This is a genomic window from cyanobacterium endosymbiont of Epithemia turgida isolate EtSB Lake Yunoko (assembly GCF_000829235.1).
Lineage (GTDB): Bacteria > Cyanobacteriota > Cyanobacteriia > Cyanobacteriales > Microcystaceae > Rippkaea.
This window is the reverse complement of record NZ_AP012549.1, coordinates 1,650,881-1,669,420: the sequence shown is the minus strand read 5'-3', so window position 1 is coordinate 1,669,420 and position 18,540 is coordinate 1,650,881. Positions and strand designations below refer to the sequence as shown.

The window sequence follows — 18,540 nt, the reverse complement described above, 5'->3', positions numbered from 1 at the left end:
TTTTGCGGTAAGATCTATTGTTTCCCTTATTTATGACAAAATCATATATATTCCTTTCACTTTAATGTAAACTAGGACGCGTTGCTAGTGCAATGTAAAAAGCAACTTATGAGTTGCTCGACGGTATAAATTTTCACAGAAAAATTTTTAAATACAAGAGAGTTTGGGGCATTATTATGTCAATAGCATTAGGAGATTATCCGAAAAATTCACAAAATTATTTTGTAATGTTGGCCTATTTTAAGATTCTATTTTGTCCATCACTAAGACTAAATGAAATAGCGAGAACTTGTTTTTTATCTAAAAAATTAGGTTTTAAGAATTTTTATCCTTTCTCGTCGGGAAGAGATTAGCATAAGTTTATTAACTAGTAGTTGAAAACAAGCAATTTTTGATAAAAATATTTTAGAAAAATCTATGAAGAAACATTGAATTATTATAGTCGGTGGATGAGAGCAAGGTTTTCGATTGATTACTGTCTAGCCTTTTGTACACTAAGCTCTGATGTTTTGTCTATAGATAGGCTTTCACGGGATAACGAATTTGATTATTGAACAAAGAGTAAGACGATAACCAGTAAGATTGAAACAGACTCAACAGTTAAGATATTTGCTTGCGACCATCGAGTTGAGTAACTCTAAAAAACAATAAGGAGAATAAGGATTTATGCGTGCAGTGCTAATGGCTGGGGGCTCAGGAACTCGGTTACGACCCCTAACTTGCAATCTGCCTAAGCCAATGGTTCCTATCCTAAATCGACCCATTGCCGAACACATCATTAATTTATTAAAACGCAATAAAATTCTAGAAGTCATTGTCACTCTCTACTATCTCCCGGATGTAATACGGGACTACTTCCAAGATGGGAGTGATTTTGGGGTGGAAATGACCTACGCGGTAGAAGATGATCAACCTTTAGGAACAGCAGGCTCTGTCAAAAATATTGAAGAACTCCTTGATGATACCTTTATAGTGATTAGTGGGGATAGTATCACAGACTTTGATCTTCAAAAAGCGATCACTTTTCATAAACAAAAAAAATCTAAAGCTACCTTAGTCCTGACCCGCGTTCCTAACCCCGTTGAATTTGGAGTGGTAATTCTCGATAAACACCAACGAATTAACCGCTTTTTAGAAAAACCCTCCACTAGCGAAATTTTCTCGGATACCGTCAACACTGGAATCTATGTCTTAGAACCTGAAGTTCTACGATACCTTCCTGATAATGAAGAATCGGACTTTTCTAAAGATCTCTTTCCGCTCCTCCTTGCAAAAAGTGAACCCATATACGGGTTTATCGCCGAGGGATACTGGTGTGATGTTGGGAATTTAGAAGCTTATCGGCAAGCTCAATATGATGCTCTAGAAGGAAAAGTGACTTTAGATTTTGCCTATGAAGAGATATCTCCTGGATTTTGGTTGGGAAAAAATAGTTATATCGACCCCACGGCCAAAATTACCCCCCCATCCTTATCGGTCACAATTGTCGCATTGGTCCGCAGGTCGTTATAGAAAAAGGAAGTGTAATCGGCGATAATGTCACCATTGGCGTAGGGGCAGATCTAAAACGTCCTATTCTGTGGAATGGAGTTACAATTGGAGACGAATCTTATCTAGCTGCTTGTGTCATTGCTAGGGGAACACGGGTTGATCGGCGTGCCCAAATTCTAGAAGGGGCAGTGGTGGGAGCATTGTCGACGATTGGAGAAGAAGCCCAGATTAGCTCAGGTGTTCGCGTCTGGCCTAGCAAACGCATAGAATCGGGAGCTATCTTGAATATCAATTTGATTTGGGGTAATATAGCCCATCGCAATTTATTTGGTCAAAGGGGTGTAACAGGACTAGCCAACATCGACATTACTCCTGAATTTGCTGTTAAATTGGGTGCAGCCTATGGTTCAACCTTAAAACTGGGTTCTCAGGTCGTCGTCTCCCGTGACCAGCGTAGTGTCTCTCGTATGGTCAGCCGTTCTTTGATTGCTGGGTTGATGTCTGTAGGTATTAACATTCAAAACTTAGAAGCGACAGCCATTCCAATTACCCGCATTCTCACCCCGAAATTAGGGGTTACTGGCGGAGTTCACCTACGAGCTCATCCAGATCGCCCTGATCATATCCTCATTGAATTTTTTGATGAACAGGGGATTAATATTGCCAAATCTAAGGAAAAGAAAATTGAAGGAGCCTATTTCAAAGAAGACCTACGACGGGTTGGAATCTCAGAGATTGGTGATATGTCTTACCCCGCCCAAATCATTGAAAACTACCGCAACACTTTTGAAACTCAACTCAATGTAGAAGCACTTCGCCATAGTGGCTCGAAAATTGTTATTGACTATGTTTACGGAGTTTCAGGAGCTATTCTACCCCAACTATTAACAAAATTTGGCTGTGATGCAGTGGTTCTAAATGCCAGTTTACGACAAACCTCGGTCTCCAACGAAGAACGAGAAGCCTTGTTACACCAATTAGGTCAAGTAGTAGAAGCAGTTACAGCTAATTTAGGAGTTCAGGTGTCTGCCAATGGGGAGCAATTTATCTTGGTGGATGAGTCAGGATTACCCATTCGCGGAGAATTGCTCACAGCATTGATGGTGAATACTATTTTTACAGCCTATCCTCGTAGTACTGTGGTGGTACCAGTGGAAGTATCTAGTGCCGTCGAACAAATTGCCCGCCGCCATGATGGTAAGGTTATTCGCACTAAAGCCAACCCCACCGCTTTGATGGAAGCGTCTCAAACTAACCCTAATGTGTCTTTGGGAGGAAGTGGGGATATGGGTTTTATTTTTCCTCAACTACACCCAGGATTTGATGCAATGTTCGGAATTGCTAAATTAATAGAAATGTTGACTATTCAAGAGCGATCATTGGCACAAATTCGAGCCGAATTACCGCGAGTATGCCATAAGTCCTATTCAGTTCGCTGCCCTTGGAAAGTTAAAGGATCTTTGATGCGTTATTTAGTGGAAACCCACTTCCCAGAACAGTTAAAATTAATTGACGGCGTGAAAGTTGTTAATTCTCAAAATGATAATTGGGTTCTTATTCTACCGGATGCAGGAGAACCTTTAGTCCACATTTTTGCTAATAGTGATGATCGTGAATGGGTAGATATGTCTCTCAAAGATTACCGTCAGAAAGTTCAAAGTTTTATTGAGCAAGAACAAGGAGAAATGGTCAGTATGTAACCGACGAAAATAAGTTTAATAAAAATTCACACTAATGATTAACGATAGTTTAGGAGTTGATTCGATGAATAGTTGTGTTTTAATGATTAAAGTAATCCGTCCCCCAGAATTACGTTATACTCAAGATAATAAAACTCCGATTGCTCAAATGTTAGTAGAGTTTACAGGGAGACGCCCGGAAGCTTCAGCTTCCAGCATAAAAGTGATTGGATGGGGTAATTTAGCAACTCAAATGAAAAATACCTACAAAGAAGGGGACTGCCTGATTATTGAAGGTCGTCTCTCGATGAGTACCTTTGACCGTCCTGAGGGATTTAAAGAAAAACGGGTTGAGTTAGTGGCTTCCCATATTTATCCCTTAGATAGTTATTCCACTTCCCCAATCCCGTTTACTTCTGAGGATAATGTGGTTTCTGGGGATTCTTGCCAATCTTCTCTCTATCCCGAATCAGGACAGCCTGTCGCTGCTCCTAGCTTAAACACTTTTCATGAAGAAGAAGATCCAATTCCTTTTTAAGTCTTAGCCAACTTACTCAAGATGATTAGACCTAAAGTGGGCGTTACCTACCAAAATCCTAGAATTATAATTCTTGTAGCAACTCCATACTCCATAAAAACTTAGGGTAAGACTTTCTGATTTGCATCAGGCAGTACCAACGTCTGTCACGGCAAGGTAGAATCAACGTAACAACGCCTATTCAGCTTCAAGATGTTCAATTAACCAGGTGTTACCTTGTTGTTTAGCAACTTCTAAGTGGTACTTTAAAATCGGTTAATTCGTGTAGGGGAATAGTGCGTCCTACAAAAAAAGATAAAGTCACCATAAAAAATACCTAAATCACAGCCCCACCAAAATTACATAGCAAAAATCAACTATAGAGCATTTTAGTAATCCCCGCCGCCATTGGGCCAGCAAAAATCCGCAACAACGCTACAAAGCTTCCAAAAAACACAGCACTCATCGTAGTATTACCAAATTGTGCCTTGGCTGCCTCTAACTTTTATGGATAAATTCTGAATAAACGACTAAATACTGATAAAACTGCGCAACCTCCTAACCCAATAATATAATAGCCAATATTACCGCCGATAACCGCTTCTATAGGAGACATTACTACCACTATCTAATAATTTAAATCTCCACTTCCAGCTAGTACTCCTCCGACAATAGTAATGGTCTCCCCAGGAAGGGGAATTTCTACATTTTTTAAGGTGATGCCGATAAACACTGCCCAGTAACCATATTGACGCGCAATTTCTTGTATGTTATCGAGCGATAGCAGCTCCACAGTCATTTATCTTTAGCTTTGTAAAAGTTAACTCCAAGTTAGATATCTTGACGTAATTTTGAAAACAGTGCCAGTTATTTGTACTACACATTCAGCATAATCTAATCATCAATGATGGAGTAACAAGAAATTAACGATACGTCACATAAACTTGAGAAGGCTTACAATCAAATTATCCAATCTCATTTGGTAACTTGCTACATGGATAAAAACTTTATAAAGCAATTGGTAGAGAACTTATACAGAAAAAGGTATTATAAACTATAATTCCTAACTTTTCACTAAAGTTGTTAGATTGCTAGAGAAAAGTTAGGAGTTATAAGAAAAAAGTCAATGAAAGCTATCAAAAAACTCTGTTGGTGTTGCTGTATGATAGCCTAGCTAGAATTTTGGGGATGTACTCAACAACCTATCTCTTCCATTATCCTATCACTTCAATCAACTACTCTTGTGGAAACCTCCGAATCTATGATTCCCAAAAGTGAACCTCCAACAACAGTAATTAACGCAGTCCGTCGAAAAGCGTCAAACTTCATTGGAATAGAAACCTCTATTCTATAAATCAAAATATATGAAGCCAAGACTTGGACAAATAATTGTTTAGAACTAGCAAGACCTGATGAATTTTGTACTCAAGTATTGGTCGAAGGATGGAGGGTGGTCGTAACAAATGGGTCCAAAACTTGGGTTTATCATACTAATGGAGATGGCAGAGTAATTCGTTTAGAATCTCAACCGTGATATTTTTCCTAACTTTATTGCTTCATCGATCTTTTCTAGATAGACAATTTTGCCTTCATCTACTCTACCTAGATACTTCAACAATGTGGGTATCTCCCCTGGTTTGATGCATATCGCTATTTTATAATGGAGGGGATTCACTTGCGGAAGCTCGATTATTCCAACAATCATTAGAACTTCCTGAAATTAATTCCTGTAGAAGGGTTGCCACTGATAAAGTTATAGTAAATGGTACCGTTAACCTTTATTTAGCTTTCACTAGCTAACTTAAAAATATATTAGGTGTCTCATAAGGAGCAATTATGACTACTTTACTTGAACAATTACGTAAATTTACTATTGTTGTCGCTGATACAGGAGACATTCAAGCTATTGAAACCTTTACGCCACGCGATGCTACCACTAACCCTTCATTGATTACGGCGGCAGCTCAAATGCCTCAATATCAGGGAATTGTGGATGATACTCTCAAACAAGCACGAACAAAATTAGGTAAAAATGCCTCAGCTTCTGATGTTGCTACTTTAGCTTTTGATCGCCTAGCAATTTCCTTTGGTTTGAAAATCCTCGAAATTATTCCTGGACGGGTGTCTACTGAAGTAGATGCTCGTCTATCTTATGATACAAAAGCAACTATAGAAAAAGCTCACTATTTAATTTCTGAGTATGAAGCTAATGGAGTCTCACGTGATCGCATCCTGATTAAAATTGCGTCTACTTGGGAAGGAATTAAAGCTGCAGAAGTTCTAGAAAAAGAAGGTATTCACTGTAACTTAACCCTGTTGTTTGGAATTCACCAGGCTATTGCTTGTGCAGAAGCGGGTATTACCCTGATTTCTCCTTTTGTAGGACGTATTCTTGACTGGTACACAAAGGAAACTGGAAAAGAGTATGCTCCCGCTGAAGATCCTGGAGTACTTTCTGTGACCCAAATATATAACTATTACAAGAAATTTGGCTACAAAACTGAAGTGATGGGAGCAAGTTTCCGTAATATAGGAGAAATTTATGAATTAGCAGGCTGTGATTTATTGACTATTTCTCCCAAACTTTTAGAACAACTACAGTTAACAGAAGCTGAATTACCTCGAAAACTAGATCCAGAAGTTGCAGCTAAAATGAAGATAGAAAAAATCTTTGTTGATCGAGCTAACTTTGACAAAATGCACCAAAAAAATAAGATGGCTTTTGATAAGCTTGATGAAGGAATTAAGGGTTTTACAAAGGCGTTAGAAACCTTAGAAGAGTTGTTAAAAACCCGCTTAGCCAGTCTTGAAGGTGAATAAAAAGTCCGTTATACTGCGATTAATACTTTCTGGAATTTCATGAATTAGAGGGAAATGTTTTTGTTATCCTTGATAAATCAACAATAATCTGCTGTTTTTGAAGTTTATTTAGTTAGGGTGCGTTACAATCGTAGTAGCGCATCTTTATTATTATTAAAATTACTCTATAGTTGATTTTAAGACATTAAATTATAGTCTATCTAAAATTTTAGAAAAATGCTTTGAAATAAATAGTATTGATGTATCTAAAATATATTAGATATATGCATATATTTAATATAAAAATGTTTTAACCGTATCGATAATATTTGAGTATTACTATAATCTATTACTAGAAATCACTCTTCCTAAATTCAGTCTCTCTTTAAGAAAATTTAAATAATGTAGTACAATTATTGTATTAATAACTATATATAGTCCATTTGTATTCTTTATTTAACAAAATTTATAAAGTAAAACTTTCTTATAAAGAATGAGACTGTTATACATACAAATATGTTAATTTATTTTGTTTTTAACTTCATTTTTTCTTCTTATAAGTTAAGTCCATTGATTAGATGTAGATAAGCAATCGCTATAGTATAATAATTCGGTCTCTTAAATACTCCAGATTTATAAAACCGTAACTTTATGGTTGTTAACAATGCCCTACCTCCCCAAAATATTGAAGCAGAAGAATCCATTTTAGGCGGTATTTTACTGGATCGAGATGCTATGGGACGAATAGTAGATTTAATTACCCCAGATGCTTTTTATGTCCCAGTTCATAAAGAAATCTATGAGGCAGCCTTGAAGCTTTACATTCAAGGAAACCCCGTTGATTTGTTAACGGTAAAAAGTTACCTAGAAGATTATCAACTCCTCGAAAAAATAGGCGGCATTGATAAATTAATGCAATTATTAGATCGTACAGTTTCAGCAGTCAATATCGACCGTTATGGCGCACTAGTAATGGAGAAATACCTACGGCGTCAATTAATTTCATCCGGTCATGAAATAGTAGAATTAGGATTTGAAAGTACTAAGAAATTAGACCAAATTTTAGATGAGTCAGAAAATAAAATTTTCAGGTTAACTCAAAAGCGTCCTCAGGAAGGATTAATTCCTATTGCTGATACTTTGGTACAAACCTACAATGAATTAGAAAAACGTCATCAAAAAATCTCTTTACCTGGAATTCAAACGGATTTTTACGATTTAGATGCTATGACAGGAGGTTTACAGCGTTCTGATTTAATTATTATTGCAGGACGGCCTTCTATGGGAAAATGTTTAGCAGCTAATTCAGAAATTGTTTTAGCTGACGGCAGTTTAGTAACAATAGAAGAAATTTATCATCGTCGCCAGGGTCAACTATTAACTTTAAATAAAGATTGGAAATTTAAGATAACTAATCCATCTAACTTTATAGATGATGGTATAAAACCAGTATTTAGAGTAACCACTAAACTAGGACGTTATGTTGAAACGACCTTAACTCACCCTTATTTAACTATTCATGGATGGCAGCAACTTTCACAACTAAAACTAGGTGATAAAATTGCTATTCCTCGAAAAATTAATATTATTGGAACTGGAACACTTCCTAATCATCAAGTTAAATTATTAGCCTATTTAATAGGTGATGGTTGTTTAACCAAACATCATCCTTTATTCAAGAATAATAGTCCTTTACTACAAAAAGATTTTGTTCAATCTGTAACTAACTTTAAAGAAGTAAAAGTAAGGCGCAAAACTTCACGACTAACAAAAACTTCAAGTTTAGATGTAATAGGAGATTTGGAATTTATTAGAATTCATCGTACAATCTTTGCAGATTGTATAAAAAAAATCACTGAATCTAATAATTTGTCTGATCAAAAATTGGACAAATTATTAAGAGTTCATTCTTCTTTGCTCTGTGATTGGAAACAGAAAAATTGTATTACAAATAAAAAAAACTTTGATAACCTATGTCTAATTTTACCAGTTGATGACCAGCAACTTACTTATTACGAAATAGTTAGTATTAGCAATAATGGTGAAAATTCATTAAAGACTTGGTTACAAGAATTGGGGTTATGGGGTAAAAATGCTTACAATAAAACTATTCCGTCAATTATTTTTGAGTTACAGCCCCAACTATTAAGTTTGTTTCTTAATCGCTTGTTTGCTACTGATGGATGGATTTCTCTTTCTGAAAGTGGACAAGTTCAACTGTATTATTGTTCATTAAGTAGAAGTTTAGCTCGTCAAATACAACATTTATTGCTAAGATTTGGTATAGTTGCCAGTCTGAAAAAAAAATTTTTAAAATACAAAAGTTATTACAGGATAACCTGGCAAATTAATATTGCTGATGCTCAATCAATTAAGATATTTGTTAACGAGATAGGAATCTTTGGAAAAGAAACAGTAATTGACTTAGCTAGAAAAGCTTTAGTAAGAGAAAGATATAAAACTAATTGGGATCTTATTCTCATGCAAATTTGGCAACAAATAGCTTTTTCTAAAGAAAATAAAGTCTGGACAGATCTAGAAAAAATAGCAGGGATTAAAAGCTATGATAATCTTCATTTTAATAAACAAGTATTATTACAGAATAAATTCTTAAAATTAGCCCTGACTTTAGATGATTTATCTTTAGAACCACTAGCAACAAGTGAGGTTTATTGGGATAAAATTGTATCAATTGAATACACTGGGGAACAACAAGTCTATGACTTAACTATTCCTGAAACTCATAATTTTGTTGCTAATGATATTTGTGTACATAACACAGCTTTTGGCTTAGCGATAGCGGCTAATATTGCCAAAAATAGTAAGCTACCTATAGCTATCTTTAGCTTAGAAATGTCAAAAGAACAACTTTCCTTAAGATTATTAGCTGCTGAGTCCAAAATTGAAGGTAATCGTTTGCGGACGGGAAGATTTGTACAAAATGAATATGAACAGTTAAGTTTAGCCCTGGGAAATATATCAGAAATGCCTATTTATATTGATGATTCTGTTAACATAACTGTAATGCAGATTCGTTCTCAGATAAGACGTTTAAAAGCAGAACAAAAGGGAGACTTAGGGTTAGTTTTAATTGATTATTTACAATTAATGGAAGGGGGAGGTAGTGAAAATAGAAACCAAGAATTGTCTAAAATTACCCGTTCTTTAAAAGGGTTAGCCCGAGAGGTAAATGTCCCTGTTGTTGCTTTATCTCAGTTAAGTCGTGCTGTTGAAACAAGAAATAATAAACGTCCTATGATGTCAGATTTAAGAGAAAGTGGGGCAATTGAACAGGATGCTGATTTAATTATGATGTTATATCGTGATGAGTATTATAATACTGACACTGTAGATAGGGGAATCGCAGAGATAATTATCACAAAACACCGAAATGGACCAACTGGTCCCATTAAACTTTTATTTCAGCCAGAATTTACTCAATTTCTCAATATGCAAAATAACTCTAATTATTGATTTTGTACTACAAGAGAATGTTAAGTTAGTTTTCTAATCAGGAAAGAAGTAATTAATAAAGTACTCAAGTAATTACTATAAATTCTATTGACACCTTATAGTTATAATTTACACTAAAAAGTGGTTAAAATAGCACATAAACAATACACAAAAATCGAGGAATGTTGCCTATTAAAACTTAGTTACAATACTTCTGATTTATAGTTAAAAACGGCAAGAGAAACAGAATCTTACGCAGCAATCACTCATAAATAAGCAGGAAATAGTGAATAACAAACATAATTCTAAGTTTTTTGTTTAGCAAAGATGTGCTAAAATTCCAATATATATCGCTTAATTAGGGAGCAAAAATATTACTCAATAGTATATAATATATACATATTTAAAATCAGTAATAAACTAAAAAATTATGGATATTAATAAAACAATAAACTTAAATGATTTTTTTAAAAAAAACAGAATAAATTGCTAAAAGCAGAAGGATATCCGTAGATAAAAATCTATTTTACAATAGAGACAATTATTTATATAGTTATGGTACTAAAAAAAAATACCACGCATAAAATGCGGAAAGACAAGAGAAAAAGCTGATTATATTAATACATTTGTTAAAAAAATATTAATAGATGATAACTGCATATAAAAAACAAGGTAATTACCATATATTGAGGTAACTCAAAGTTGCTTTAAATTACTAAATAGTAACCATATACTTTCAAAAAATATGAAAACTAAATTAAAGTATTAATGCTCTAAAATAAGATGACAATTGACGACTTAAAGAAAGAATTATCCTTGAGTTTAGTATTAATTATTAGTTGAATTTTTAACCCTCATTAACGCTAACCTTATAAAGGCTTGCAAAATAATAAAAAAGTGAGTCAAGATCGCCTAAGACTTTTTTGATTATAAATTCATTGATTTCACCTAATTACTTTAGTATTCGGTAGTCAAATTTAATAATCTAATGAATTATTTTTAACTTAAAAAATAGACTGATACTAACTTCATTTAAGTTTCTCTCATTTTAAAAATATAAAAATGTTGTTTTTCAAATGGGGTTTTTATATCTGTACTTTACTAGACTGTTAAGAACAATCGTCTTATTTTCCTCTATATACAGGTTTTTAACCTACTGGTACTCTCCTTTTTTTATTTAAACTCATCAATTTTAGCTATTTTTAGCATCAAGCCTATACTCTTAGTCATGATATATATTTTTAAAAATATTAAATAAACACTTATATTCTAAAATTAGGTTAAGTGCTTAAATACCAATTATAAAAGATTCAATAACATCCAAAATTAATTATGATATTGTAAGCTGAGGTTTTCTTCTACATTCATTAAGTACAGTAAGGTTCTTCCTTGAAGGTAATCCGTCAGCATACAACGTCCTATGCTGTGTTATGGTGTTTTAAGGTCTGACAATACACAATGTTAATCTGGCGCAGACTTAACTAAACGAGAGAATTATCACAAAAATATATGAGCATAAAACCATTGAGTATGGAGGTTCTTAAAGGCGATAAATCTTCCTGTTTGACGATTAACAGCACTATAAACATAACTAAATTGTTCTGTTTCTATCTGTTTTAAGATATATCCGTGAGGAGAATAAAACAAGATAGTTGTCAATCATTTTATGGTTGCTACTTACAATGTTAATCAAGTATAAGCTCTTTCTATTTTAAAATTTTGACCTATTTCACTCATAACCATGACATTTTTTCGCCAATATGTTGCTCCGTTTCTTATTATCCTGATATTTTTGGTTGCCCTGGTGTTCGTCAGCATTCGTGCCTTTTTACCTTCGGATATGGCTGCCCCTGCTCCCATTGATGATCTAGTCTTTCTCATAGAAACGGTTAATCTAAACTAAAGTGTTTTTGACTGAGTTATCCACTGACTATCAATCAACAATGGGTTCTCTTGAAGAGAGGTGGTTGTTGGTTTATGTAGTTCATTTACTAAAAGTTGTTTTCCCAATAATCTGAATTTGAGTTATCTAAAAAATACTGTTAATCAATATTTTTCCTCTAAAATTTTCCTATAGTGGGTCGTAACAAATAGTTAAAAAAATAAACTTTTTAACTTTGTTATCTGAGTATGGATGAGGAATTGGGCTGATAAAATAAGTGGCACTATGGAAAAATTTTCTTAAACTATATTCAGTGAGTGTAACATTTAAGCATTGTTTCTATTTATTTTTAACTAACTTCATTACTTTTGACCACATGTTTAACATTTTTTTTTAGAAGCTCTTCGAAAATTTTTTTCTTATATTTTTGGGAATATATTTTTTTTATATTGATTACATTTTATTTGACGACAATTAATCTTAGGATAGACTGCCTTCTCTGCTCAAGGTAAATCTCTAATAGTTAATTCATTATTTTGATGAGGTTTTCTGGTATTTTAATGACAGTAGATACAAGTTACTGTTAAGTTTATTTAATAAATTAAACTATTTATATCTAATTTAAAATCTAATAAGGATCAATAGTGATTTATTCTAAACTTATAATTTCATTGATCAAACTAGATTAAGTATTTGATTCCATAGATATAAATAAAGTGAAAATGTTGAGTTTAGAATAATTTGATTTAAACAAAAGACTTGCTACAATGTTATTTGTAGAAAAAGTATAGGCTTTGATTAGCTTATTGCTAACAATCAGATTTTACCTTTATATTTTTTATTTTTATATGACAGATTTAGTAAAACTTTACATTTTTTAAAAATTACTTAAGTTTCTTGAACTGTTAAGAACTTCTTAAAGCAACAATAGGATCAAGTTTAGCTGCCCGTTGTGCTGGAATTACCCCAAAGCCTAAACCAATTCCCCCAGAAATACCTAAAGACAGAAAAATAGTTTCGGAAGCAATGACAGGAGATAAGGGAAACATCAGTCCAACCAATACTAAAATACTAACACCTAACATAATTCCAATAACTCCTCCGGAAATGGCGATAATAACCGCTTCAATCAAAAACTGAATTAGAATATCTCCTTGAGTTGCGCCTAATGCCTTCCGAAGTCCAATCTCCGGGGTGCGTTCGGTGACAGAAACTAACATAATATTCATTACGCCAATACCACCAACAATTAAAGAAATACTTGCAATACCAACTAACATGATTGTTAATCCTGAAGTAATAGTTTTCACAATAGACATCATTTGTTTAGAAGTTCGAACTCCAAAATCATCTTCGGTCGTAATTTGATGTCTCAGGCGTAGTAAATTTTCAATTTGGAATTTAGCAGCGCGAACAGTATCCGTACTCTTTGCCTCTATATGAATTACACTTAAAGCAACCCCATGAGGGGAAATCTGCCCGACAATTTGATTAGCCATAGTTGTTAAGGGAATTATAATACTTTCATCCTGGTTAATCCCAAAAAAAGACCCTTTAGGTTCCATCACTCCGATAATTTCAAAACTGATATTATTAATCCTAATTTTCTCCCCAATGGGATAACGTAAAAGAGATAAATTCTCAGCAATTTCTGAACCAATTACAGCTACTCGTTGATTACGTTTAAGATCAATTTGGTTAATAAACCGTCCTATTGCTACTGGAAAGTCTCGGACGGATGAATATTCAGAGTTCGTTCCAACAAGGGTTACATTAGTGTTTCGATTTCTATAAGAAATTAACTGACGTTGATTAATTTCTGGGGCGACTGCCTTGATGGTAGACACTTGGGAAGCAATAGCTTGTGCATCTTCCCAAACAAGTGTTTTGGGAACATTAAAGGTTGTTTGACGGCTTTTTTGATTACCCGGCATAACAAACAGAATATTAGGACCTAAAGACTTTAATTGTTCGTTAGCAAGTTTTTGTGATCCTTGTCCTAAACCAATAGTAGCAATCACAGAAGCATTGCCCATAATAATCCCTAGCATAGTTAAGCTAGTTTGTAATTTATTAGCAGCTAACATAGCTGCTGACATTTTAAAGTTTTCTAAAATATTCATCTGAATAGTTAATACTTAAGCTTGACACAATACAATGTGTGAACTAATAATCGATATTGGAAGTCTAAAACTACTATTTTTGTGTTAACAAGTCATAACTCTGTTACGTAGCAGAACCTAGTCATACTTAGAACTCTGGTCATTAAGATTGAGATTTCTTGTCTTTCTTATTAGAAGGAATATCAATAAAAACTTGATCTCCTGACTTTAATCCAGAAAGAATTTCGGTTTTTTCATCTAAAACCATACCGATAGTAACAGGTTTAAATTGAGGGTTATTTTCTTTATCAGGAACCATGACTCCTATTTTTCCTTCTTGGGTAACGATAGCTATAGTGGGAACTACTAGAGCATTACTCAGTTGCTTTCCTAAAAAAGTAACATTTACATTCATTTTAGACTTAAGTTCATTTCGTCCTGTCACTAACCCGACAGTGACCTCAAAGGAAGTGACATTGCGGTCAATAATTGCTTCTGGGGCAATACGAATCACTTTTCCTTGAAACATTTTATCGGGATAGGCATCAGCAATCACTTTGACCGGTTGTCCTACTTCTAACATCCCCAAATCCATCTCTGGAACTTTGGCCACTACTTCTAACCCTCGCGCTAAAGCCAAAATAGAAGTAGATGCCGAGTTAGTTGGGGTAACAAATGCGCCAACATTAGCATATTTTCGCGTGATAATTCCGTCGAAAGGAGCGCGAATAGCTGTGTCTTGGAATTGAATCATCCTTCTTTCTAATTCTGCCTTAGCGGCAGTTACAGAAGCTTCTAGGCGACTGATTTCAGCCTCAGCTGTTTTTTTCCGTTCTTCAAAAGCAATTTTTGCTTCAGTAACGGCAGCTTGAGATCGGATAATATCCTGTTGTAGTTGACTAATTTCTGGGTTAGCTGTGTTTTGAGCTTGTTCGAGCCGTTGGGTAATTTCGAGCAAATTTGCTTCGGCATTATGATAGTCGCTAATCACTTCATCAAAACTATCGTGGGTAATTGCCCCTTCTTTCATTAATTCTTCATTGCGCTTTACGCGCGAAGCTGCCAATTGAGTGCGAGAACGAGCAGCCAATATTTGTGCCTTAATTTGCTCAATATATCTTGGGATTCTCTGTTGAGCTCGTGCTAAATTCGCTTGAGTTTCTTCAAGTTGAGCTTCAGCTTGCATAAGTCGAGTTTGAGCTTGGTTAATTTCACTAGGGATAGTAATTTTAGCTGCTTCGAGTTCAGCGATTACTTTTTGAAAATTCGCTTGAGCTTGTTTTCCTTGGGCTTGAACCTCTGTATTTTCCATGACAGCAAGAACTTGCCCTTGTTTAACAGGCATTCCCTGTTGTACCAATAATTTTAGTAGTCTCCCTGGATTTTTCGGACTAAGATTGACACTTTCAATAGGTTCTAGTGTTCCACTTGCTTCAATTTCTACTGCCAAGGTTTCCCGTTTGACCACAACGGTTAAGTCATTCAGTTCAATTTCAGCAGTTGGGGTTTCAACTATTCTGTAGGTCATGCCGCCGACTAAGATGATGCCCCCAGTCATCAGGGCTAAAATCAGAGGGAGGGGACTGTTTAACTTACCAATTACAGGAACTTCCATAGGGACTACTAGTACAAAAACAAACGAAAGATAAAGAGTTGTTCCCACTATACTAACGTTTCTCCTATTCTTCTCCTTGATAACAGAACAAACCTTGCTCAAGAGACTTTTGAGGAATCAACCCTAAAAGACGGTTAATCACTAATTAACATTTTTAAAATTAAATTTTTTCCAAAAGTTAAAAATTAATTGTGTTTTTTTCCAAAAGAAAAAGAGACATTCAAAAGAACATCTCTCTTTATAAAATTATGTAAGATGGGGAACTGAACCTTGAGAGCTTAGGGAATTACATCATACCCATGCCGCCCATGCCGCCCATGCCGCCCATGCCGCCCATGCCGCCCATGCCGCCCATGCCGCCCATGCCGCCCATGCCGCCCATATCGGGGGCTGCATGGGTTTCGGGTTCAGGTTTCTCGACTACTAACGCTTCAGTAGTCAATACCATACCAGCAATAGAAGCGGCATTTTGTAAAGCAGAACGAACAACTTTGGCGGGGTCAAGGATACCCGCTTCAATCATATCCTCAAACTTTTCTGTGATAGCGTTATAACCCACATTGAACTCTGTGTTGCGGATTTTCTCAACAATAACTGACCCTTCAAGTCCAGCGTTATCTACCAATTGACGCAGAGGGGCTTCCAACGCTTTTATGAAGATTTTTGCTGCCACTTGCTCTTCGGGGTCGGTCAAAGTCGCCTTGAATTCAACAACCTTATTAGCTAAGTGAATTAAGGTGGTTCCACCCCCTGGAACAATGCCTTCTTCAATTGCAGCTTTAGTTGCGTTGAGAGCATCTTCAATACGAAGTTTGCGATCTTTTAGTTCCGTTTCAGTGGCGGCTCCCACCTTGATTACGGCTACACCTCCAGCTAATTTCGCAATTCGTTCTTGAAGTTTCTCGCTATCGTAGTCAGAGTCAGTTTCTTCTAGTTGTTTACGAAGTTGGGCTACCCGTTTCTCAACAGCAACTTTAGCTTTATGTTCGCCACTAGCAACAATAATGGTATTATCTTTTTCAATAGTCACTCTAGCGGCTTTTCCCAACATATCGATAGTAACCGCATCAAGAGTTAACCCCACATCTTCAGAAATTACGCTACCACCAGTTAGAATGGCAAGATCTTGAAGGACGTCTTTACGGCGTTCCCCAAAGGCAGGAGCTTTAACAGCTGCTACATTGAGAACCCCGCGAGCCTTATTAACGACCAAGGTAGCTAAGGCTTCTCCTTCTATGTCTTCTGCAATGATGAGTAGAGGACTGCCAGCGCGAGCAACATTTTCAAGAATGGGAACTAAATCGGCGACTGCACTGATTTTTTTGTCGGTAATCAGAATCAAAGGTTTTTCAAAGTCTACCAGTTGCCGTTCAGGATCACTGACGAAGTAGGGAGAAAGATAACCACGATCAATTTGCATCCCTTCTACAACTTCTAATTCGGTAGTTAGGGACTTGGATTCTTCCACAGTAATCACCCCATCAGTGGTGACTTTATTCATTGCTAAGGCGATCATTTTGCCGACTTCGACATCGTTACCAGCCGAGACAGTAGCTACTTGAGCGATTGCCTCTCCTTTTACTGGTTTAGCCACCATTCCAATTTCTTTGACAAGATAAGCTGTGGTCTTTTCGATGCCACGCCGTAAGGCAACCGGGTTGGCTCCAGCAATGACATTCTTCAACCCCTCCCGAATTAAGGCTTGACCAATAATGGTAGCAGTTGTGGTTCCGTCTCCGGACACCTCCTTAGTTTTAGAAGCTATTTCTTGAAGAAGTCTAGCCCCTGTATTTTCTAAGGGATCTTCGAGTTCAATTTCTTTAGCGACGGTAATTCCATCGTTAACGATTTGGGGAACTCCAAATTTTTTTTCGAGTAGGACATTACGTCCCTTGGGACCCAATGTAATGCGAACTGCATCAGCTAGGGCATTAACCCCTCTCTCTAATGCCCGTCTCGATTCATCGCTGAATGAAACAATTTTTGCCATGATTTTTTCTTAGGTATTTTGGTGACTCTTGATACTAACAACTCCCCTGATTTAGAAAGCTTCAGGTGAGCTATGCCGCTACGCCTACTTAGAAAATACCAAGGGCACAGAATTGGCTGTTTGTTTATACCAATACTTGTGCCAATGTTTTAACTTTAATGCGCAGTGCTCTACACTCAGAACTGATTTAGAGTTAGAAATCCAAATTTTATAGTTTGAATTTAACAAGGTTGTCCTGAGTGAATATTCTTCGGGACGGTTTAACCCTACTTATGTCAATTTAGCACTCAATAGGAGTGAGTGCTAACAATTCCGTCATTGAAATAATAATTGTTTGGATTTGCTGATAACTGGGGGAGGGATTTCCTCACCTTTATTGTAGAGATAACGGAACACGATGAGGAAAATATCAATAGGGGAAAAAGAGTGAATCTCTAAATATTCTTTAGCGAACTTGTAGCACGTCCCTTACCTTTGCGAAAAAAATGCCTTAATCTTCATCAAACTTTTCAAAGTTTTGAGGAATAGTTTTTAACGCTTCAAGGAGTTTTCATGTTTGTTTAGTTAGGGGTTTCTCTGATTTGAGAGTTAAATAAGTCAATCACATTTCTTAAAATCTTTGGTCATCTCATCTTAAGCAGACTCATTTTTAGGGTTGTTAAGAACAATCACTTGTGTATTAAAACTTTAGATAGACTCAACTTGAGACCTAAACAATTTATTCAGACTAAACCAATGACGACCTTAAGCCGTTCTCGTGTCATGAATTTTTTCTTCTTGTTCCCAAAACAAAAATTTTTGGTATTTATCCCTAACAATTTAGTGATTTCTATCATAAAGATGATAGCATTTATTGTAATTTAAAATTATTTATAAAAAATATATAACAAACTTAAACTAGTATTAATTAAATTTTTTTTGTTATATGATATATGATTTTACTAAAAATTAATGAATTATACTTGATTTAAATTTATGTACTTTTTATTGTAAATTAAACTTATTTATTCTT

At 35.4% G+C, this 18,540-nt stretch carries 8 protein-coding genes and 3 pseudogenes; 5 read left to right on the top strand and 6 right to left on the bottom strand.

Annotated elements, in window-relative coordinates; genetic code table 11:
• The first annotated feature begins 666 nt into the window (after positions 1–666).
• Both ETSB_RS05115 and ETSB_RS05110 read left to right on the top strand, forming a co-directional pair.
• Positions 667–3,191: pseudogene (locus ETSB_RS05115) on the top strand (sugar phosphate nucleotidyltransferase).
• A 34-nt stretch (positions 3,192–3,225) separates the two neighbouring features.
• Positions 3,226–3,708 carry a single-stranded DNA-binding protein gene (locus tag ETSB_RS05110; RefSeq protein ID WP_408643704.1) on the top strand — a complete coding sequence of 161 codons (483 nt, stop codon included), beginning with the start codon at positions 3,226–3,228 and terminating at the stop codon, positions 3,706–3,708.
• A gap of 256 nt (positions 3,709–3,964) precedes the next feature.
• On the opposite strand, the pseudogene ETSB_RS10320 reads toward ETSB_RS05110, so the two are convergent.
• Together ETSB_RS10320 and ETSB_RS05100 are read right to left on the bottom strand one after the other, a co-directional pair.
• Positions 3,965–4,486, bottom strand: a pseudogene (locus ETSB_RS10320) (DedA family protein); the annotation flags it as partial.
• Between the two features lie 717 nt (positions 4,487–5,203).
• The gene (locus ETSB_RS05100) at positions 5,204–5,392 is read right to left on the bottom strand and encodes a hypothetical protein (RefSeq protein WP_044106697.1); all 189 of its coding nucleotides are present in this window, start codon (positions 5,390–5,392) and stop codon (positions 5,204–5,206) included.
• 131 nt (positions 5,393–5,523) lie between these two features.
• Between ETSB_RS05100 and ETSB_RS05095 the strand changes: the two are divergent.
• Positions 5,524–6,504, top strand: a pseudogene (locus tag ETSB_RS05095) (transaldolase); the annotation flags it as partial.
• 633 nt (positions 6,505–7,137) lie between these two features.
• Positions 7,138–9,960, top strand: a complete 2,823-nt coding sequence (dnaB, locus tag ETSB_RS05090) for a replicative DNA helicase (RefSeq protein ID WP_044106694.1) — start codon at positions 7,138–7,140, stop codon at positions 9,958–9,960.
• 1,476 nt (positions 9,961–11,436) lie between these two features.
• On the opposite strand, the gene ETSB_RS09950 is transcribed toward dnaB, so the two are convergent.
• Entirely contained in the window at positions 11,437–11,598 is a 162-nt protein-coding gene (locus tag ETSB_RS09950) for a hypothetical protein (protein ID WP_171816412.1), read from the bottom strand.
• Between the two features lie 82 nt (positions 11,599–11,680).
• Between ETSB_RS09950 and ETSB_RS09945 the strand changes: the two genes are divergently transcribed.
• Positions 11,681–11,842: a hypothetical protein gene (locus tag ETSB_RS09945; protein WP_171816411.1), complete on the top strand. Its 162-nt coding sequence runs from the start codon at positions 11,681–11,683 to the stop codon at positions 11,840–11,842.
• Between the two features lie 884 nt (positions 11,843–12,726).
• On the opposite strand, the gene ETSB_RS05085 is transcribed toward ETSB_RS09945, so the two are convergent.
• From ETSB_RS05085 to groL, 3 genes are all read right to left on the bottom strand, one after another.
• On the bottom strand, positions 12,727–13,944 hold the full coding sequence (locus ETSB_RS05085) for an ABC transporter permease (RefSeq protein ID WP_044106691.1): 1,218 nt from the start codon (positions 13,942–13,944) through the stop codon (positions 12,727–12,729).
• Between the two features lie 142 nt (positions 13,945–14,086).
• Complete coding sequence (locus ETSB_RS05080) at positions 14,087–15,538, bottom strand: efflux RND transporter periplasmic adaptor subunit (protein WP_044107635.1); 1,452 nt, start codon at positions 15,536–15,538, stop codon at positions 14,087–14,089.
• Between the two features lie 286 nt (positions 15,539–15,824).
• Complete coding sequence (gene groL / locus ETSB_RS05075) at positions 15,825–17,528, bottom strand: chaperonin GroEL (RefSeq protein ID WP_044106690.1); 1,704 nt, start codon at positions 17,526–17,528, stop codon at positions 15,825–15,827.
• Positions 17,529–18,540 lie beyond the last annotated feature (1,012 nt).